This is a genomic window from Erythrobacter sp. (assembly GCF_030066995.1).
In the GTDB taxonomy this organism is placed as follows: domain Bacteria; phylum Pseudomonadota; class Alphaproteobacteria; order Sphingomonadales; family Sphingomonadaceae; genus Erythrobacter.
In genome coordinates, this window is the sequence record NZ_JASJAP010000001.1 from 806,871 (window position 1) to 825,348 (window position 18,478).

16 protein-coding genes and 1 tRNA gene are annotated in these 18,478 nt (G+C 55.9%); 10 read left to right on the forward strand and 7 right to left on the reverse strand.

Features of this window, described 5'->3' with window-relative positions; translation table 11 throughout:
* Window positions 1-156 precede the first annotated feature (156 nt).
* The 4 genes from QNI87_RS03870 to QNI87_RS03885 all read left to right on the forward strand — a co-directional run bounded on the left by QNI87_RS03870 (window position 157) and on the right by QNI87_RS03885 (window position 4,081).
* Complete coding sequence (locus QNI87_RS03870) at window positions 157-1,467, forward strand: integrase family protein (RefSeq protein ID WP_300594224.1); 1,311 nt, start codon at window positions 157-159, stop codon at window positions 1,465-1,467.
* Window positions 1,468-1,675: 208 nt separating this feature from the next.
* Window positions 1,676-2,050 carry a hypothetical protein gene (locus QNI87_RS03875; RefSeq protein ID WP_300594227.1) on the forward strand — a complete coding sequence of 125 codons (375 nt, stop codon included), beginning with the start codon at window positions 1,676-1,678 and terminating at the stop codon, window positions 2,048-2,050.
* 203 nt (window positions 2,051-2,253) lie between these two features.
* A complete protein-coding gene (locus QNI87_RS03880) occupies window positions 2,254-2,607 on the forward strand; it encodes a helix-turn-helix domain-containing protein (protein ID WP_300594230.1) in 354 nt (117 codons plus the stop codon).
* Window positions 2,600-4,081 carry a DUF3987 domain-containing protein gene (locus QNI87_RS03885; protein WP_300594233.1) on the forward strand — a complete coding sequence of 494 codons (1,482 nt, stop codon included), beginning with the start codon at window positions 2,600-2,602 and terminating at the stop codon, window positions 4,079-4,081. Before QNI87_RS03880 ends, QNI87_RS03885 begins: the two co-directional genes overlap by 8 nt.
* 263 nt (window positions 4,082-4,344) lie before the next feature.
* Here the strand turns inward: QNI87_RS03885 and QNI87_RS03890 are convergent, their stop codons facing one another.
* A complete protein-coding gene (locus QNI87_RS03890) occupies window positions 4,345-5,043 on the reverse strand; it encodes a hypothetical protein (protein ID WP_300594236.1) in 699 nt (232 codons plus the stop codon).
* A gap of 351 nt (window positions 5,044-5,394) precedes the next feature.
* Here QNI87_RS03890 and QNI87_RS03895 point away from each other — a divergent pair, with 351 nt between their 5' ends.
* Window positions 5,395-5,781 carry a hypothetical protein gene (locus tag QNI87_RS03895; protein WP_366146165.1) on the forward strand — a complete coding sequence of 129 codons (387 nt, stop codon included), beginning with the start codon at window positions 5,395-5,397 and terminating at the stop codon, window positions 5,779-5,781.
* A gap of 362 nt (window positions 5,782-6,143) precedes the next feature.
* Window positions 6,144-7,196, forward strand: a complete 1,053-nt coding sequence (locus QNI87_RS03900) for a hypothetical protein (protein ID WP_300594242.1) — start codon at window positions 6,144-6,146, stop codon at window positions 7,194-7,196.
* A gap of 335 nt (window positions 7,197-7,531) precedes the next feature.
* Here QNI87_RS03900 and QNI87_RS03905 read toward each other — a convergent pair whose 3' ends face one another.
* Complete coding sequence (locus tag QNI87_RS03905) at window positions 7,532-7,900, reverse strand: hypothetical protein (protein ID WP_300594245.1); 369 nt, start codon at window positions 7,898-7,900, stop codon at window positions 7,532-7,534.
* 204 nt (window positions 7,901-8,104) lie between these two features.
* Between QNI87_RS03905 and QNI87_RS03910 the strand changes: the two genes are divergently transcribed.
* From QNI87_RS03910 to QNI87_RS03920, 3 genes are read left to right on the forward strand one after another with little or no spacing between them, the layout of a single operon-like run.
* Window positions 8,105-8,464: a sigma-70 family RNA polymerase sigma factor gene (locus QNI87_RS03910; protein WP_300594248.1), complete on the forward strand. Its 360-nt coding sequence runs from the start codon at window positions 8,105-8,107 to the stop codon at window positions 8,462-8,464.
* Window positions 8,465-8,493: 29 nt separating this feature from the next.
* Window positions 8,494-10,266: an ATP-binding protein gene (locus QNI87_RS03915; protein WP_300594251.1), complete on the forward strand. Its 1,773-nt coding sequence runs from the start codon at window positions 8,494-8,496 to the stop codon at window positions 10,264-10,266.
* Between the two features lie 56 nt (window positions 10,267-10,322).
* Window positions 10,323-12,341, forward strand: coding sequence for a Druantia anti-phage system protein DruA (locus QNI87_RS03920; RefSeq protein WP_300594254.1), 2,019 nt, complete (start codon window positions 10,323-10,325; stop codon window positions 12,339-12,341).
* Window positions 12,342-12,442: 101 nt separating this feature from the next.
* Here the strand turns inward: QNI87_RS03920 and QNI87_RS03925 are convergent.
* Window positions 12,443-12,518 (reverse strand) — tRNA-Lys (locus QNI87_RS03925).
* Window positions 12,519-13,012: 494 nt separating this feature from the next.
* Here QNI87_RS03925 and QNI87_RS03930 point away from each other — a divergent pair.
* The gene (locus tag QNI87_RS03930; protein ID WP_300594256.1) at window positions 13,013-13,723 is read left to right on the forward strand and encodes a LuxR C-terminal-related transcriptional regulator; all 711 of its coding nucleotides are present in this window, start codon (window positions 13,013-13,015) and stop codon (window positions 13,721-13,723) included.
* Here the strand turns inward: QNI87_RS03930 and rodA are convergent.
* Genes rodA through mreC form a run of 4 tightly spaced genes read right to left on the reverse strand, consistent with a single transcriptional unit; the run spans window position 13,720 to window position 18,426 of the window.
* On the reverse strand, window positions 13,720-14,796 hold the full coding sequence (gene rodA, locus QNI87_RS03935) for a rod shape-determining protein RodA (protein WP_300595301.1): 1,077 nt from the start codon (window positions 14,794-14,796) through the stop codon (window positions 13,720-13,722). The two genes, QNI87_RS03930 and rodA, sit on opposite strands and share 4 nt — an antisense overlap.
* 53 nt (window positions 14,797-14,849) lie before the next feature.
* On the reverse strand, window positions 14,850-16,949 hold the full coding sequence (gene mrdA, locus QNI87_RS03940; protein ID WP_300594259.1) for a penicillin-binding protein 2: 2,100 nt from the start codon (window positions 16,947-16,949) through the stop codon (window positions 14,850-14,852).
* Window positions 16,946-17,503: a rod shape-determining protein MreD gene (locus QNI87_RS03945; protein WP_300594262.1), complete on the reverse strand. Its 558-nt coding sequence runs from the start codon at window positions 17,501-17,503 to the stop codon at window positions 16,946-16,948. The genes mrdA and QNI87_RS03945 overlap by 4 nt, the downstream gene beginning before the upstream one ends.
* Window positions 17,500-18,426: a rod shape-determining protein MreC gene (gene mreC / locus QNI87_RS03950; RefSeq protein WP_300594265.1), complete on the reverse strand. Its 927-nt coding sequence runs from the start codon at window positions 18,424-18,426 to the stop codon at window positions 17,500-17,502. The genes QNI87_RS03945 and mreC overlap by 4 nt, the downstream gene beginning before the upstream one ends.
* Between the last annotated feature and the right edge of the window lie 52 nt (window positions 18,427-18,478).

An 18,478-nucleotide genomic window follows, 5' to 3' on the forward strand; every position in this document is an offset into this window, starting at 1 on the left:
TTAAGAGTGTGCAGCCTTCTTTGTCCCCATTGGACCACATAGGTCCCGGTAAGTCCTCAAGGCACTGATTTTAGTCGTTTTTTGATTTGTCGAGCGTTACCGTAGGTCCTCACAGGTCCGTCTTAGCATCTTACAATGCTCTTACAGGAAACGCTCATGCCCAAGCTCAAGCTCACCAAGACCAATATCGACCGGGTACGCAAGACCGGGGCAAAGACCGAATTCTATTGGGACACAGAGACCAAGGGTTTCGGCCTCCGAGTAACGGCTTCGGGCGCTGCCAGCTTCATCGTGCAAGGTGTGGTCAGGGGTATGGGCAAAGAGGTGCGCATGACCATCGGCACCTATGGCGCTTGGACCGTCGATCAGGCCCGCCGCAAAGCAGAGCAGTACAAGCATCAATTTGAGGACGGCATAAATCCGCGTGAAGCAGCGAAAGCCGATGCCGCCATGCGGGTAACGCTTCGGGAGGTGCTGGAGGCTTATGTCACGCGACCGGGCAAGCTGAAAACTGGCACCGCTGCCGAATACACGCGATTGGTGGAGCAGGCCCTGAGTGCATGGCTAGATAAGCCGATTGCTGCCATTACGCGAGACATGGTGCAGGCGCGGCACCGGGAGCTTGTCGAGGGCGGATTAAGTGGCCAGCGCGGCGCACCAGCCAGCGCAAACTCGGTGATGGTCACGCTGCGCATCCTTATCAACTTCGCCAACCGCCAATACCGCCGCCTAGATGGCAGTCCGCTGATGACGCACAATCCGGTTGAGGTGCTGAAAGACCATTGGGCACCAATTGGATCGCGCACCGACCGCTATATTGAGCGCAACAAGGTCGGCGAGGTTTGGAACGCGCTTCATGCGGCACGCGAGACGGCTCGGACGCGCGATCAGGTTGCAGGCTTCGATCTGACTTTGTTCGCCATGCTGACCGGAGCAAGGCGCAGCGAGATGACCACACTGACATGGGATCGGGTCACTATCGACGATGAGAACCCTCGCAATTGCTGCTGGTATCTGGATGACCGCAAGCGTGGGGACCCTATCTGGCTTCCGCTGTCTTCGCAGGCGGTCGCCCTGCTCAAATCGCGTCAGGTTAACAATAACGGGGAAGGCGAGGGCAGTCCCTATGTGTTTCCGACTTGGAGCAAGACAGGCCATATCACCGATGCGCGTGCTCCGATGGAGCTAGTCAGCGAATTGGTTGGAAAACATCTAAGCCTGCACGACCTCCGACGCACCTTTACCAACATAGCGATGCGCGATTGCCTGATTGAGAAGTTCCGGACTGACCTGCTCACAGGGCACAAGCCCGCTCAAGAAGACGTCACATCGCGCAACTACCTTGACCTTGCGCGTTTGGATTGGCTTCAGCCTGAGGTGCAAAAGATTGGTGGCTGGATTGAAAGCGAGGGCAAGATAGCTGCAGCCAAGGCAAGCGGGGCAAATGTGGTGGTGCTGCGCGGGTGACAGCGGCCCACAGGGGGCGCACAAGCGTGAAAGTGCATGGGGGTGCCAGTGTACCGGCTCTGCTGCTGGAAAACGCGCTAAAGCGGCCCCCAGCTGAAAGGCAACGGTTTCCAAACCCCACGATCACTTTTTTGAATCATCCCCGAGATCGCTTTTTTGAATCGCATGGCGGCTGCCCTAAACTGGTTGCGATTGGAGATAGAGAGATATGACTACCTTGAGTGGCGATGCAAAAGAGGTGATTTATCGAAATCAACTCGTCTCGATTGCATTGAAGCAGGGCTACAACGCATATTTGCCGGTCTACGACAGCGGTGTAGACCTTATACTGCATCGGGAAGAGGATCGCGATACGAAGCTTGTTCAGCAAAAGGCACGCTGGACGATCGACAAGAAGTATATAGGTCGGGACATATGGATCGCATTTCCCGATGGGGAACAGTGGTACTTGGTGCCCCACGATGAACTGCTGATACTCGGAAAACGCCACACCAAAACGCAAAGCTGGGACAAAGGCCTATATAGCAAGTCGCCACTGAGCAAGCAGGACAAGGAGCAGCTAGCTCAATATCTGTTTGGATGACGTCCTCGCTCTAAAAAACGGCTAAATCTTCTTTCAATTTTTTGTTACTTTATGTAGTCTCATCCAAGCCTTAGGTACATAACCAGAGGCGCCTATCGAGCTTCGTTATTGAAGCCTTTCACCCCAAGAACCTGCTCTGGGTAAACCGCAGGCTTATCGCCTGCGTGACCCCCTGTGGCGTGCAGGCACAGTTGGGTGCTCCAATGGACAAATTACTCACTACCAAAGAAGCTGCGCGCATCTTAGGGATCGCGCCGAAAACTCTCCGAATGTGGCGACTAGCCGGCAAAGGGCCATGTTATTTGAAGCTTGGCGCGACGCCCCAAGCATCTGTGCGATATGACCACACAGCCCTACGAGCTTGGCTTGCAGAGCGACAGTTTTCGAGCACTTCAGCCGTTTCAGTCGGTACTTCACCCAAGCCAAGAGAGCGGCAATTGACTGGACTGAATGCCCCGAAAACTCGCCCGGCAAAATCGTGCTGCGGGATTGACGGGCCAGATGGAGTGCAGAAGCCGAGATCCGGGGTGTGCCCGAGGGAGATACGGCGTGGTTGATCTGCGATTCCTCCATGAGAAGACACCAGCTGAGATCGCTGCAGAAGTTCAACAAGAGGAGGCAAAATTGGTGCGGGCGGCGCTTGCGCAGCAGTCTTCCACCCAAAAAGCCCATGCAACCGGAAACCCTCTCAATGCTGATTGCCAGCTTGCATTCCCCCCAGGTTTCACTGGGCTGATTGCACGCTTTGTCTATGACCAAGCACCTCGTCCGGTGGCCGAGGTAGCAATTGTTGCGGCTCTGGGCGCGATGGCTGGGATTGCAGGAAGATCATGGTGCATATCGGATACTGGGCTGAATCTCTTTGTTATCCTTGTCGCGCGCTCGGCGATAGGGAAGGAAGCGATGCATAGCGGCATAACGATGCTGGTCCGCGCAGCTTCCTCACAATACCCCCAGGTCGCTAACGCCTTCGATTTTAGCGATTATGCCTCCGGACCTGCGCTTGTGAAAGCCTGTGCTCAAAGGCCCTGCTTTGTGAATGTGTCGAGTGAAATTGGACACAAATTCTTGGCTATGGCGAAGGATCGCGAACAAGCGGTGCGTAGCTATCGGAAGGCGTTGACCGATCTATATTCGAAATCGGGACCACACAGCATCGCGGGCGGGATAACCTATAGCAACAGGGATGAGAACGCTGCTTCGGTGCATGGCGTGGCGTTCAGCCTAATAGGAGAGACGACGCCAACTAATTTCTACGAGTCGATCACATCGGCCATGATGGGCGATGGCTTTATGTCCCGGTTCTGCGTCATTGATTACACCGGCGAGCGCCCTGAGGAGAACCGAGAACGCCTAAAGGAGCCCCACCCTGAATTAGTCGCTCACTTTGTTGAAATAGCGAGGCAGGCCGACTTGCTCAGCTCTAAAGAGAACTTCATGCAAGTCATCGTCGATACGAATGCGCAAACCCTACTGGATCAATTCTCGCTCGAATGTGACCAACATATTAGGGCTGCAGGCGATGATGAGGGGAGAAGGCAACTCTGGAACAGAGCCCATCTCAAGGTCCTTCGTGTCTCTGCCTTACTAGCGGTGAGCGACTACCCAGCGGCACCGACAGTCAATTTGAAACAAGTTGAATGGGCGATCACGCTAATCAGACACGGCATTTCGGCCTTCGAACATCGCATTCGTGCTGGCGATGTTGGTGAGGGCACGGATGGTGGGCGTGAGCAGAAGGTGCTGGATCTTTGCAAAGAGTTTCTGTTCTTACCTGCCGGCAAGATTCCAGGTTGGCTCAAGCACGCAGGCAAAATGCAGCAAGCGGCCATCATCCCACGCAAGTACCTTCAGCAGCGAACGCAGCGTCTTGCCGCGTTTGAAAAGCACAGACTTGGTCATACCGCCGCTCTCAACTTGGCTATTAAGACTGCGATCACGAACGGCAATCTAATGGAAGTCAACAAAAGCAAAGCGGCTGAGTTGTATGGCTATTCCGGGCAGGCCTATAGGCTGCTGAGTTCCAACTGAGTTATGACATGGCGGGGCTACCAGTGTGACTTAGCTAGCCACGCAAGCCCCGCCAGTTCACAATTTACAGATGAATGTAGCCACAATTAGCGTTGGGGTGGCTAGCGCTGCAAACTGCAGAAAATCAACATACTTAGTACTGCAAGTAAGGAAAGTTAGCGCGTTAGTCTGGGCTGCCTAGGAGGAATTGTGTCGGGCTCGAATGCGCGCGCTTTGCTGGGCTGCATAGTGAACGGGGCTAACTGCTAACATGCTTACTTGGTCTAAGCGCTATTGGGCTTTGTTCTTTCGAGGTCGGCATCATTGGCTTCGACCCATTCTTCTAATTTTACAATTAGTTCAGACCAAACTGTGTTGTACTCATGGTAGAAGGTCTCGATGCAAAACATCATCTCGTCCAGATGTCGTCCCCCGAGGTTCTCCATCCAAAGATTTGAGAAAGTGGTCTCGTACTCATCATAGTCAGTTTTTGAGTAACCACACATTAGCCCCTCGTAGTTTGGATGGGTGCTCTCTGACAGGCCCGTGTATAGCTTCATGATGCCGGGGTATCGCTTGTCGCATTTCCCTAATACGGTCAGAATATTGATTGCTACGGGCATCGCATCGTTGTTGCGCGACCCCAGCAAAAGCACGGCAGTCTTTTCTGAGAAAGTATGGAAGTCTACCTTTCCATCGAGCACATCTTGCATCAGCATATTTAGGAAGGTGAGCGTCGCGAGTGTTTCAAGCCCACTTCTCAGTAGTGTTCGGGCACCAAGTCCATGGCCCTGCTTGTAAAGTGCATACGATTGGACCAGCACATCATGCTCGCGCCATAGGGTGAGTTCCCTTAGCATCCATACCCGATAAAGGGATTTCCATTTATATGCGATTGCGTTCCGGGAAATGAGCCCGGCGAGAGGAATACTCTGAAATAGTGATCCACCCCAGTTGGCTAGATTTTCTTCAACTACGTCCATCAGTGCTCACAAATAGACCTATGCAATTGTGGTCATCAAGACGCGATTGAGCCGACCAACAAATATCGAATTAGTGGGTCATTGCGCCTTACTCAGACCTAATGCGCTGATATATTTGATTTCTGTTGCGGACCTTCTGGCGACTTTCTTATGCGGTAAGGCATGTGTATCCCCCGTCACTGAAAGTCAGCGTTCAATGCAGCAAGAATTTGATCTGTGTCTCTTGTTTCAAACGGACGCCGGGTCATGACGGTGCAAAGCGCTCCGCCGTGGCAAACTGGCAAGGTGACCGTTGAACGGGCTTCAACGGAGACGAAGCGGCCGGCAGGAAATCCTAACTGGTACCCCGGTATGAGGAGTCCGAACCCGGCAGGTCGCCCAAAGGGCTCCAGCGCCCGAACAAAGCTAGTCGAGCGTATGCTTGAGGATGCGGACGGGGTTATTGATGCTGTTGTGGCTAAGGCGCTTGAGGGTGATGTGGGTGCGGCGGCCCTCATCCTGGGGCGTATTGCGCCAGCGATTAAGGCACAAATGGAAAGGGTGGAGTTTGCCCTCGACCCAGATGCATCCACCGGTGACCAGCTTGCACAGGTGCTCGCTGCCGTGGCCGGAGGCGTGCTCGCACCCGATGCGGGGCGTCAGATCATCGAGAGTGTGAAGGTCCTGTCGGACGTGCGCGTGGCAGAAGAGTTAGAAGCTAGAATAGAGGCTCTTGAGAGTTGCCATGCTCTTAGGTGATCGCTCGTCGGATAGGAGATGCTCGGCCTTTGGCGAAAGAGACCTGAGTGGCTTCTTGGCATCGTGTGTGCGTTGAATGCAGACGCGAGCTTTGAAAAGACGATTACGACGCTTAGAGGCGGCCACTTCGCCGACACCATCCCCCATTGTTTCTTGGTGCGGTTCGATGGACACATGGATTGATGCCTACATAGTCCCGAGCATCAAAGCGGGAAAAGTTTGTCCCAGAGAGATGGCTGATGTTGTGGGCGCAGTAAGGTCTTGGGAGAAGTTCATGTAGGTGCCTGTCCAAAAGTCAGGTTTGTGCGCTATTCTTGGGACTGAAACCTAATTCGAACACTCAATCCTGTCTGAGGTAGTCAATGGATATTCTTCTTTCGTCCAACAGTCGTGGAGGATATTCTCAGAGCCTCGTCGATCTTCTCGCCAAGCCCGTTGGCTTCAGTCACCAGTTTCGATACGCGCTCGATTGGATCGACGGTGGGATCAAGAACCGCATAGGAGAAGCGACATACCACGATGCTCAAGAAGCACTCATACTATTTGTCGATCAGAAGGATACGACACTAACTCCTGTTCTCTTTCCTATTCGTTTTGCCAAAATTGTGGGTGTCCACGAACTGGGGTCAACCGTCACTTTAACTCTCGAGCTAGGTGAATTCTGCAAGACCGATGGGCTTTCAGCTTTCAACTCGGCAATTCGGGCGCTTCCGTTGGCACTGCCGGACTACAACGACCAGCACATCATCGAAGGTAGATACTGGCTGTTTGGTGGGGTTGGAGCTTCGAGTTTAGTTGAGGAGGGGGGAAGCCTCGGTGCTTGGGAGGGCGTAATCAATGGGCTTAGCGAGACACCCAACTTCAACGATGAAGTTCCATTCTATCGTTTCACCGAGCTAAGGGACTCGAAGACTGCAGAGCCAGTTTCTCCAATGGTCGCCGATGGCCGTCTGAGCTTCGAATTGCGGGCAGGACGAAAGTACGAAATCGAGGTGTACCATTTTCACCCTAGGAAGGACTTTCCAGACTGCACACTAAGGTTGGCAGATGAGGATGATGGCATCCGCTTTCTGAATGGGAGCAATCGGGTGCTAGACACACGTTATGATCGGATTGTGTTTCGCTTCAAGACGATCAGAAAGATACTGGGCACATCGACTGATCTGTCTTTTCAACGCGTCGAAACTGGAACTGACAAACTGGTGTGGCAAGACTTCCAAATGGGAATCGAGATCAAACCGTCATGGGGTTGGGTCATCGCTTACATAGCAATCGTGGCAATCGGTTTTGCAGCGCCGTTTATTGTCAGGAGTTACAGCGACCCAAATAACAATGTGCCTGTAATCATCGCTGCGGCCATTGCTGGCCTGATCGTGGGCTTGGTCACGATCGCAAAAGAAAAACTGAGTTTATAGAGTTACTCAAGTAACGAAATGGGGCTCCCCGTCGCCAGCTTCCCACTTCAAGTGGACCCAACCTAAAGGCACGTAGTGAGAAACACCGGATGCATCAAAGATACGATGACCGTTATCGCTGACGTGGAGTTTTAGTGGGTTCTCAATTCGCACGGTCTGCCCGTCCGGGAACCTGTATTCGCGCCATCGCTCACTTGAGATGTCTTCAAAACTCAAGCTCGATGAGTTCCGAAATTGTATGACTTCTGCCATCGATCCTGCACCTTTGTTCACGCTGCGTTCCACAATTGAGCAGGTATTGATTGTTGTCAACAGCTTGCGGCCAATAGTCCGCATCAATCTTCCGCTTGCGTTTCGCCCTTCAGAAGCACGCGAATGTCTTCATGAATGCCTTGCCCAATCTCAGTGGTCGTTCGGTTCAGATCGGCTGGTGGCTTCACATTGAGCAATCCGCCAAACTGCTGGTTCCAATAACCTTCATACATATCTAGGTCGGCAGGGATTATATCGTCCTGTAGCACATGGTAGCGGACCTCACTGTCGTTGCGCCATTCCTCGCGGACCCATTCGAAAAGAGCCCCCGGTTCCTTGTCGAGTGCTTTAGTGACCGTCAAATCGAGGCGCTTCTGTGCTGAATATTCGGTTTGACCGACATACTGGATATGTCCCTTTCTCGTAGAATAGAGGCCGTAGATTTCGCCCATTTCTAATCCTTGGTGTGCGTTCCCTCCAACTATGGTGAAGGGGGGGTTAACAATCAGACTTCAAGAGCATACACTGATAGTCAAGGAGGTTCGCTCTGGGGGTTAAATACTCCTGGCAAAACAGGCGGACTGGATCCAACGTTCGAAACGTTGACTTAGGCCTCTTGCAGAGCCTCCTCGAACACTAGTCGAAGGAGACCTGCCATGGCTAACCCCCTGGACAGCCATATCTACTGCTCGCCTTATTTGAGCGTAACGTCGCTCGATCAACTTCTGGACGTGCCCGGCGAGGATGGACGTCCTTTCCAAATCCCTGATTATGCTCCTACACCTGATATTCAGGTGGCCAAGGATGCTGCCGGGGAAGAAGTGAATACTGCCGTCGAAAACCTTCCTCCTCGTCAGCGTGAGGTGATCCGGTCAATCTTCTTTTCGGACCATACCGTCACCCAGACGGCCAAGGCGCTCGAGATCAGCGCATCTGCGGTCGTTAAGCTGCGCAAGAAAGCCCTCAAGCGCTTGGCTACGATCCTCATCCCTCAACGTGACGCCCTTTTGGCGTGATAAGCAAATTTCAGATTCGGAGAACAAACATGACTACCTCTGCACTTCAGCAACAAAGGAAGTACGTCGAAGAACTCAAGCGCAAGAAGTTCAATTTTGGTCTTACCGTGGGAGATGCATTCGTCCGCGGTATCCGTGATATTGGATACAAGCACACGGGAACTGCGCTCGACGAGCAGATCGATAATGGTTACCAGGCCGGCGCAGACCAAATCCATGTGATTTTTGGATATGGCGGCAGCACATCCCAGAAGAAGCCGACTGAAATCGCGGTGCTAGACAATGGCCACGGCATGGAACCTGAGATGGTTCGCGCTGCGGTTACTTGGGGCGGTACTCACAGAGAGGGCGACCGAACTGGCTTTGGTCGCTACGGGTATGGCCTGCCGAGTTCGGCTATTAGCCAAGGTACGAAATACACCGTATTCTCAAAGACGAGCGATGGTGAACTCAACGCTGTAACAATCGACGTCGAGGATATTTCCGAAGGACGTAACACCAACAAGGATGGTCTGATCGTCGTGCCTGAAGCGCGCAAGGCCAAACTCCCGGCCTTTGTGAGTAAATACATCGACGAGCAACTCGGTGGTGATTGGGACCACGGAACTATCGTAGTCATGGAAAAACTGGACCGCATCGAGCGGACCACCACCAGTGGGTTGCATAAGTTTCTTATGGAACACTTTGGAGTAACTTACCACAAGCTGCGGGGTGACTTCGACATTGTGGTCAACGGAGAGCTTGTTCAACCTATCGATCCGTTGTTCATTACGCCGGGATATCGATACTATGACTTGGATGAGCAACGCGCAGAAGCGTTGGAGCCGATTGTAATCGATGTGAAAGACCCAAAGACCAAGGCGGTGAAGGGCAAGATCACCGTCCGAATGTCATACATGCGTCCAGATTTCGCTTCTTTAGACAAGATGAAGAAGGCAACCGCGAATAATGCGAATGATCGCTTTTCTATCCTTCGGAAATTCAACGGTTTTATCTTCTCTCGAAATGGACGGATAATTGATGTCGTCACGCGAAATCCATTAACGTCTTTCCAGACGAATGATCGCTACATCAAGGTGGAAATCGATTTCCCAGCTGAGCTCGATGAGCATTTCAATATCTCGACTTCGAAGCAACGCGTTGATGTGTCCGAGCAAATCTGGGATAGGCTTCGCGAGGCTGGACTAAGTAAGGCAATTGATCATCTTCGCGCGAAATTCAAAGAGAAGAATGCAGAGCTCAAAAATATTCGGGAGCAGGATAAGAACAAGAAAAGAGCTTCTGAGGAAGCTATGGAGCGCGCGGCAGAACTCGCTGATCCACGCCCGAACAAGGACGATGCAGAGCGTCGAGAGAAGCGAGGTGAAGAAGGCCTAGAGCGTGAAGCAGCGCGGCGTTCTAGCGAGACTGGTGTCGACCCTGACACGACGAGGCGGCAACTCGAACTCGAAATAAAAGATCGAGGGTACAAGGTAGCTTTCGACAATTCGGCTGGAGCGCCTATCTTTCGGGTTGAACAAATCGGTGGAGCCAAAGCTCTTTTTATCAACAAAGCATCCCGTTTCTTCCAGGAAGTACATTCTGGTCCCAAGAGTACGCCTGATGTTCGGGCGGCATTGGAACTGCTTCTATTCTCGATTGGTGACCGGATTCTGGACACAAAGGACACGCAAAGAGACTGGTATCAATTTGAAATTGGAGAATGGTCCCGTAAACTGGAGCTTTCATTGGGCCAGTTGCAATTGCAGGTCACCAGCAATGAAGAAGAAAATGATGAGGAAGACACGAAGGCAGCCGCTTAGATTCGTAGCCACAATCGTGCAATAACAACCGGGCCCCCCTAACGGGGGGCCCGGATTTGATTCTGGCAACGAAAAAAGGGGACCGATCGATGGCTTCAGAGGTGCGCAAAGTGACGCCCTATTTGCCGCCGGCGATCATGTCCAAGCTATGTGCATATATCCGCACCAAGCAGGAGCAAGGTGAATCGTTGCGAGCGTCATTAAGAAGCTTGGACGTGACATGGCGGAATGAGCCTTGGAGCCTGCAACTGAGAGCAACGGCCTTGGTGCTTGCAGATTTGCTTGATCAGGGATGGAGCATTTCTGCTTTGACCCGATCGATTGAACTTGTTCCTCCTGGTCTTAAGACCGGCACCGAGACAGCCGAGGATGCGAAGCTCAGACTGAGGCATGCATTGCAAGTTGGTCGAAAGCGTCAGTTGCAAGACCCGAGTGTGCAGAAGTTCTTGGATCGTGTGATGGCAAAGCGCTGGCGTGGAGGCGTAAAGTCTTCAGTGCTCGATCTTGTTGACGATGGCGCTGAATTGGCGGCTTTGCTCCGCACAACTCGCGACAAGCCGTTTGAAGCTACTTTGAAGGACCTGCGTAAAATTGTGCGCCCATCCCTTGAAGTGGTCGAAGAAGGAGCGAGGTGTGCGACCACCGGGCTTCGGCTGATGGATATCTGGCGGTTCTTTAGGCACACCTGGTCCCTCGAGTATCGCTCGATTCCAGGGAGGCAGTTGCCGATTTTGATCCGGAATGACGCTAGACCAAATCGACCGGTGATAGGAATTGCTCAGCTCGCAAGCCCGATCCTAAGAACCAAGCCACGTGACAATTGGCTTCAATGGACGCCAGAGCCCTTCATTGACGCACTTCAGAGAGGCGTGTGGCCTATTGATGATACTCTTGCCGCTCTGGCGGATAGGGTCGGTCAAAGCGCTAGTGAGATCCGCTTCGATGACCTGGCTGACATTGACGAGATAGCGAACCCCACAGAGAACCTGATCTTTAGGCTAGAGCAAAAAGCTGCAGGGGCAGCTGCCAAACGTGAGAACCAGTTGAAAGCGGCTTACGCTGCGTCGAAAGGGCAAGTCCAATCCCAGAAAGATGCCGCACATCAGGGCTGGTCCGAAGCTGATTGGCATAAAGCGTCGGGGGAGGTGCTTTATGTTCGCAAGCGCGCGGAAACGCTTGCTAAGCTAATGAAGGCAAAAATTACCTTTGAGAGTCTCGACCGAAAGCTTCGTGGCGATGATCTGTTAGACCATTTTCTGGCTGAGAGGCAGGGCGCCCAAGCCATCTCAGTAGCGCTTCAGGAGTTCAGAAAGGCAGGATTGGCTAGCCAGATTGCTGACTTGTCGGTCTGCGGAGCGGTTGCGCCTTACAACGCTCTCTTAGGTGGAAAACTTGTGGCCCTCTTAGCGGCCTCGCGCGAGGCACATGAGGCTTGGAGATCGAAGTACCAAGACCAGGTAAGCATTATCAGCTCGCAAATGGCTGGTAGGCCGATCAGTCGTCCGGCGGATTTGAAGGTGCTGACGACAACCTCGTTGTACGGACGTGGTTCGAGCCAATACAATCGACTGAGACTGCAAGCCGGAACATTCCGCGGCTTGAAGGACGGATTGGAATGGGAGAAGCTTGAGGAGACCACGGCGGGATACGGTACCGTTCACATGGGTGCTGAAACCGTACAAAGGCTAAGACAATTCTCAGAAGACTCATACGGCGCGCGCAGGATTAACAATCGGTTTGGTGAAGGCACCAGCCCACGGTTGCGCCAAGTTCGTGAAGGTCTGGATGCACTAGGCATCGAAAGCGATGACGTACTGAACCACGCTACGCCAAGGCTTTTCTATGCTTGCGCGTTGAACGAACAAGCAAAAGACCAACTGATTGGGTTGTCTTCGCGAAAACCAGCCAAGCAAGCAAGTGTCGATCTGATAGCCGATGCTTGGCGTAGACGCTGGCTCGCTTCACGTATCCAATCTGATGATGTTTTGATGCAAGTCGAGTCAAGAAATGCACAGAATGTCAGAAGCGACCTCCTCCCAGCAGAAGATGATGGTCAGTTCATAATGCCACTCTGAAGGTCACTGGGGATAGGACTTACACCAGGCTTACACGAGTATCGCGTGGTGGGCTCTAGGGGATGTTGGAGCGAACAACTGGCTGAGCATATTGAGAAAAATGGTGGACGCACTAGGGTTCGAACCTAGGACCCGCTGATTAAGAGTCAGCTGCTCTACCAACTGAGCTATGCGTCCACACCGAACAGGCTGCGAGCCCATGATCCGGGTGCGCGGGTCGAGAGGCCATGGGGCCGGTCTCGAATCGCGAGAGGCGTTGCATTTAGCGATCCGCCGCCGCAGATCAAGGCATTCCTTGTTGGAAATCCAATCGCGGTCGGTTTGGGCAAGAAAGCTTTGGTAGGAGCGGGCGTGTCCGTTCCGTCATGTCCGGTTGCTGCGATCTCGATTTGCTCGATGTCGAAAGCGATGCGCAGGGCAACGGGTCGCGGAGTCTCCAGGCGGGTGCGGCTTGCCTGGCTTACGGTATCGGTTGCCTGACGGCAGGGATCATTGTGGGGGAACCCCACCGCCAGGACTTTCATCGAGCGTCCAACACTTTGGCCTGCGGCGCGATGCTCCGCAGACGGCGACCCGAACGCCCGAGCCTCAAGAGGCCTGGACCCTCTTTACTGTGCCTTACGTCAACGGAAAGTCGCCCAAATGGGTGACATAAGGTATAAAGCCGTATCATGCAGCGGCATTTCGAAACGATCGAGGGCCTCAGCGATATCGGGGAAATCCTGCTCTATTCGAGCCAGCTGTGCCGGGATCAGGGCGTGATCCGGCAGAGTTATCATCTCACACAGCCTTTCGACGCGCAGAACTCAGCTCACGCTTTGGTCTACGCCGACGGCTTTAGGGAGGAGTGGCTGGCTCGCTACGAGGACGAGGAATTTCGCAAGAGCGATCCGATCCCGGAGCGGACGATGCAGCGCGGCGCCATACTGAGCTGGATGGATGCGCGCAGCGCAGCGCCCAACACGGCGGCAAACGAAGCTTATTTCGCGGCGATGGATAAGGAGGGGCTGCGTTATGGCTTTGGCTTACCCTTGTTTGGTCCGCGCGGGCGCAACGCCTACGCCTCGTTCGATTTCGGCAAGCCGATTTGCGAGATTGCGCCCAAAACACTCGGCTTTGTGCGCGCGGTGCCCCAAGCCGCGCACCAGAGGATCTGCGTCCTGCTCGATGCGATGGACGCCACTCCCGAATTGTCGGAACGCGAGCGGCAAGTCCTGCAATGGGTGGTGCGCGGCAAATCCTTTGCCGCCATCGCGCAAATCCTCGGTATCGCACCCGACACAGTGAAGACTTACGCGCGACGCATCTACGCCAAGCTCGACGTCTCGGATCGCGTTGGTGCAACCGTCGCGGCGCTCAAGCTTGGGCTTGTCACGGTTTAGGTGCCCGAAAGCCCCCCTTTGGGTGCGTTCTGGTTCCAGCGGCGGACCATCATCAAGGCCCCGATGCAGATCATGTTCGTAAGCATCGAAGACCCGCCATGGCTCATGAAGGGTAGGGGAATACCGACAACCGGAGCCATTCCCATCACCATCATCAGATTGACAGCTATGTAGAAGAAGATCGTTGCGCTCATGCCGGCGGCGATCAGACTGGCGAACCGATCACGGCTTGCGCGCGCCACTCCCATGCCCCAGCGCAGGATGACGCTGAACACGGCAATCACGAACAGGCCGCCGACAAGGCCCCACTCCTCTGCCATCGTCGCGAAGACGAAATCGGTGTGCGGTTCGGGCAGGTATTGCAGGTGGCTTTGCGATCCGTTGTTGAAGCCCTTGCCGAAGATCCCGCCCGAGCCGATGGCTATCTTGGACTGGGTAATGTGATAGCCCGCTCCCAGCGCGTCCTCTTCGGGATTGAACATCGTCATGACGCGGCGCTGCTGATACTCCTTCAGGCCGAAGAGGAAGACGAGCGGAGCCAGAGCGGCGGCGGCGGCGCCCGCTCCTATGAACCACCGCATCGGAAGCCCAGCCAAGAGCATCACGACGCCGCCGCCGAAAGCGATGGCCAGGCTTGTGCCCAGATCGGGCTGCATCAGCACGAGCCCGACCGGCATAACGATCATCGCCCCGGGCACAAACAGGGCGCGCCAATTGGTGACCATGCTGTTGGGTAGCGAGGAGTAGAACAGGGCAAGCGTGACCACGATGACAGGCTTCATCAATTCGGACGGCTGCAGCACCATGGGCCCCAGCTGCAACCAGCGCTGGCTCCCTCCGCGCAGCGCGCCCATCGCTTCCACGGCAACGAGCATCAGGAGCACGACCACATAGGCGGGGTAGGTCATCAGCCGCACGAAGTCGCGCGGGAGCGCCGATATCACCAGGGCTATGACAAGGGCGACGCCAAAACGCAGAACGTGCGAACTGGCGTAGGGCTGCATGGAGCCACCGGCCGCAGAGTAGAGGACAGCCGCGCCAAAGGCCACCAGGGCAAACAGAGGAATAAGCATTCCCCAGGGCTGGCGAGCTATGGGGTAGGGGATGATACCGGATCTTTGGGCGCTCACCGTCTCGCTCCCACTATGCCCGGAATGGCCGTCGCATCGGGAGGCGGTGAGCCCGAGGCGGTCTGGTCCTCTCGCGGGACGATCACGTCATCGGCGATCGCCTCGGACTGCTGCGCGGCGAGCCGGGCCTCAGCTTCGACCTGATCGAAGATATCCTCATCGCGGCGTGGGGGCGGTGTGACCGTCGCCCCGCGCTCGGCCGCGTAGGCCGCGTAGCGTTTCTCGAGCCGTTCCTGCGCTGTCCCGCCCCACTGCTTTTCGAGTTCGCGCAAAGCGTCGAGCCCCTTTTGCGGATCGAAAAGGAAGGTCATGACGTCACGCGCAATGGGATAGGCAGAGCCTGAACCCCCTCCGTGTTCGATCACGACCGCGCCCGCATATTTAGGCTTGTCGAAAGGGGCGAAGAAAACGAACAAGCCGTGGTCGCGATACTTCCACGGGCCGCTTCGTCCGTCGGAGACGCTCAGCGAGACAACCTGCGCTGTGCCCGTCTTTCCCGCCAATTCGACGCCCTCGATCGGCAGCCGCGCCCGTCTGGCGGTCCCGGCGCCGTTGACCACATCGCTCATTGCCTGGCGGATATACGCGATCTCCTGAGCGCCGAAATTGTAGCTCGGGGGCTTGCTGACCGTATCGTCCATGATGAGGCGTGGGTTGATAATGTTTCCCGTCGCAAGCCGCGCGCTTTGGACCGCCAGTTGCAGCGGGCTGGCGAGGTAGTATCCCTGACCGATCGAGGCGTTTACGGTATCATACGGCTCCCACTTGCGGCCGAACTTTTCCTCCTTCCAGGACGGGTTGGGGACTGTCCCGTAGAACTGGCTCCCGACTGGAAGGGGAAACTGCTGCCCCATCCCAAAGCGTGTGGCCATGTCCGCGACCCGATCGAAGCCGACCTGCTGTGCGAAGTGGTAGAAATAGCTGTCGCAACTTTGGGCGATGGCTTTGTTCATATCCACGCGGCCATGGTTGGAGTGGCAGCGGAAGAAGCGGTTCCCGATCCGCCGGCCACCACCGCATATGATCGACTCCTCGGGATCGATGCCGGCCTCAAGGAAGGACATGCAATGCATGGGCTTGATGGTCGAACCCGGCGGGTAAAGGCCTTGCAGCACCTTGTTGCGCAGGGGCACGCGTTCGTCTTCGCGCAGCATGGCGTATTCGACGCTGCCAATGCCGTCGGAAAAGCTGTTGGGATCAAAGCTTGGCATGGATGCCATGCAAAGCAGATCGCCGGTGTCGCAATCCATCACGACCACCGAGCCGCTTTCAAGCCCGATCCGGCGCGAGGCGTAGTCCTGCAAGGGACCGTCTATCGTGAGCTGGATCGGATCTCCCTGGATGTCCTCACGGGTTTCGAGATCACGGATGATACGTCCGCTCGCCGTGACTTCGACGCGCCGCGCTCCGGGCGTGCCTCGCAATTCCTTCTCGAACTGCTTCTCAAGACCGTCCTTGCCGATCTTGTAGCCCGGCGTGACCAGCAAGGGGTTTCGATCCTCCTCCGCGTATTCTTCGGCGTTTGCCGGACCCACATAGCCGATCAGATGACCAACGCTTGGCCCGATCGGGTAAAAACGTGAAAAGCCGCGTTGCGGCACTACGCCTTGCATGTCGGGCAGGCGCACGCTGAGCGCGGCAAACTGTTCGTAATTCAGGCGACTGGCGACTTCGACCGGCTGATAGCCGCTGGAGACCGCCACTTCCTGTTTGATATCGGCGATCCTGTCCGGCTCCAGCTTGAGCAGCGATCCGATCTGCTCGATCATCGCGTCGGGTTCGGAAAGGCGTTCGGGGATCACATCGACGCGAAAATCGGCACGGTTCGAGGCAAGGGGGGAGCCGTTGCGATCAAGGATCCACCCGCGGCGCGGCGGGATAAGCGTCAGGTTGACCCGGTTGCTTTCGGATTCGAGCCGATATCTCTCGTTTTCGGCGATGGCGAGGTACCCCATGCGCACCGCAAGCAGCGCCGCGACGCCGCCCTGCACGCTGCCGATGAGAACACTGCGGCGATCAAAAGTGTTCTTGAGAGTAACCGCGTTGACAACCTGAGAGCGCTTGGTCAGCCCGCCGCTCGAAAACCAGCTCTTCACCCGATCCTCCGCGAGCGAGACAGGCGGAAGCGGTCGAGCCCTGCGATCAATTGCGCAAGGAAAGGATACAAGAGAATAGCGAGCGCAATCTGAGGAAGCGCTGCAAGGCCCATCGCAGCCGTGGGCTCAGTTCCGGAAACCAGCATGGCAGCCAGAATATAGAGGGTCGTCCCTAGACCGGCTGTGAACCAGTCCGGCCAGAAGCCGCGCCAGGGGAAGCGGCTCTCAATCAACTCGATTATGATCATGGTGATGGACCATAGCAGGATGGCGCTACCAAAGGGCTGGCCGCTGAACAGATCGTCAAAGACGCCCAAGGGCACACCGGCCCAAAGAGGAAGGAGGCCGGGACGCATGATCCGCCAACCTATAAACATCAGAAAGCCGAGCGGGGGCGCGATCGGCATGACGTCGGCGAGCAAAACGAAGGGCAGGAGAGATGCGAGCATTATCGTGAGGTAAGGGACGCTCAGAGCGCGCCAGGGGGACTGGTCGCGATTGATGCGACTGCCATAGCGGTCGGAGCGCGCGGCGGGGGCAAGGCGCTCCATCATTCAATCGCCTGCGTGCCGGGGGATACGGCCGTGTCATCATCGATCCGCACTTCCGACGCGGTGCTCGCGGTGGACACGGCGGCCTCATCGAAAACCGGCTCGACGCTGACAAAGTCGGTCGCCGACGGATCCGCGATGAGACGAGCGATACCGCCATCAGACGCCAGGTTCGTCAACACCGCCACGGCGACGCCGGGCCGATAATATCCACCAGCGCCGCTGGTCACAAAGATGTCGCCCTCTGCCAGAGGGTTGAGGCCAAGATTGATCAGGCGGATGCGCAGCAGCCCATCGCCGCGCCCTTCCGCGAACGCGACCGTGTCATCGGACGCTCGGCGGACGGGGAGAACGCTCTCGCTGTCGGTCAACAGAAGCACGCGCGAGGAGTTGCGCGCCACTTCAAGAATGCGCCCGACGACACCGCGCGCGGAGCGCACCGGCATTCCCGGCTCGATACCATCGGTTCGGCCCACGCCAACATAGGCGAAACGGCGGCTGCTGGTCGAACTCGAGCCGATCAGGCGGGTGGTTGCGACCGGTTCGATTTCGCCCTGGGCAAGGGCCAGCAACGCTTTGAGCCGCGCATTCTCCGCAGCCACGGCTTCAGCCTCTGCCAACCGAATGCGCGCAATTTCGACCTCTTCGCGAAGCGCGGCGTTCTGCGAGCCCGCGCGCCAATAGGCCGCGATTGTGTCCACGACGCCGCCGGAACCCGAACGGACCGCGGCCGTTGCCTCTCCCGCCGGCGAAACGGCGTCCTGCGCCGCACCGCGCAAAGGCGCAAACGTCGAGGGCTGCCACAAGGACAGCGCCAGCAATCCAAGACCAATCAGAGCGCCAAGAGTCGCCAGAAGGTACCCGGTAAAGACCGAGTACTGCGCTTTCTTCGAAAAGCCCGATAGGCGCGAGGCTGACGGCGCCATGGCTCCAAGTCCCTTCTCAGCAGCCCCCTCTTGACACAGGGGGTCCGACCGC

Coding starts and splice junctions, on each gene's coding strand:
- QNI87_RS03870 (WP_300594224.1), top strand. CDS start 157: ATGCCCAAGCTCAAGCTCACCAAGACCAATATCGACCGGGTACGCAAG.
- QNI87_RS03875 (WP_300594227.1), top strand. CDS start 1,676: ATGACTACCTTGAGTGGCGATGCAAAAGAGGTGATTTATCGAAATCAA.
- QNI87_RS03880 (WP_300594230.1), top strand. CDS start 2,254: ATGGACAAATTACTCACTACCAAAGAAGCTGCGCGCATCTTAGGGATC.
- QNI87_RS03890 (WP_300594236.1), bottom strand. CDS start 5,043: ATGGACGTAGTTGAAGAAAATCTAGCCAACTGGGGTGGATCACTATTT.
- QNI87_RS03895 (WP_366146165.1), top strand. CDS start 5,395: ATGAGGAGTCCGAACCCGGCAGGTCGCCCAAAGGGCTCCAGCGCCCGA.
- QNI87_RS03900 (WP_300594242.1), top strand. CDS start 6,144: ATGGATATTCTTCTTTCGTCCAACAGTCGTGGAGGATATTCTCAGAGC.
- QNI87_RS03905 (WP_300594245.1), bottom strand. CDS start 7,900: ATGGGCGAAATCTACGGCCTCTATTCTACGAGAAAGGGACATATCCAG.
- QNI87_RS03910 (WP_300594248.1), top strand. CDS start 8,105: ATGGCTAACCCCCTGGACAGCCATATCTACTGCTCGCCTTATTTGAGC.
- QNI87_RS03915 (WP_300594251.1), top strand. CDS start 8,494: ATGACTACCTCTGCACTTCAGCAACAAAGGAAGTACGTCGAAGAACTC.
- QNI87_RS03930 (WP_300594256.1), top strand. CDS start 13,013: ATGCAGCGGCATTTCGAAACGATCGAGGGCCTCAGCGATATCGGGGAA.
- rodA (WP_300595301.1), bottom strand. CDS start 14,796: ATGCTTATTCCTCTGTTTGCCCTGGTGGCCTTTGGCGCGGCTGTCCTC.
- QNI87_RS03945 (WP_300594262.1), bottom strand. CDS start 17,503: ATGATGGAGCGCCTTGCCCCCGCCGCGCGCTCCGACCGCTATGGCAGT.
- mreC (WP_300594265.1), bottom strand. CDS start 18,426: ATGGCGCCGTCAGCCTCGCGCCTATCGGGCTTTTCGAAGAAAGCGCAG.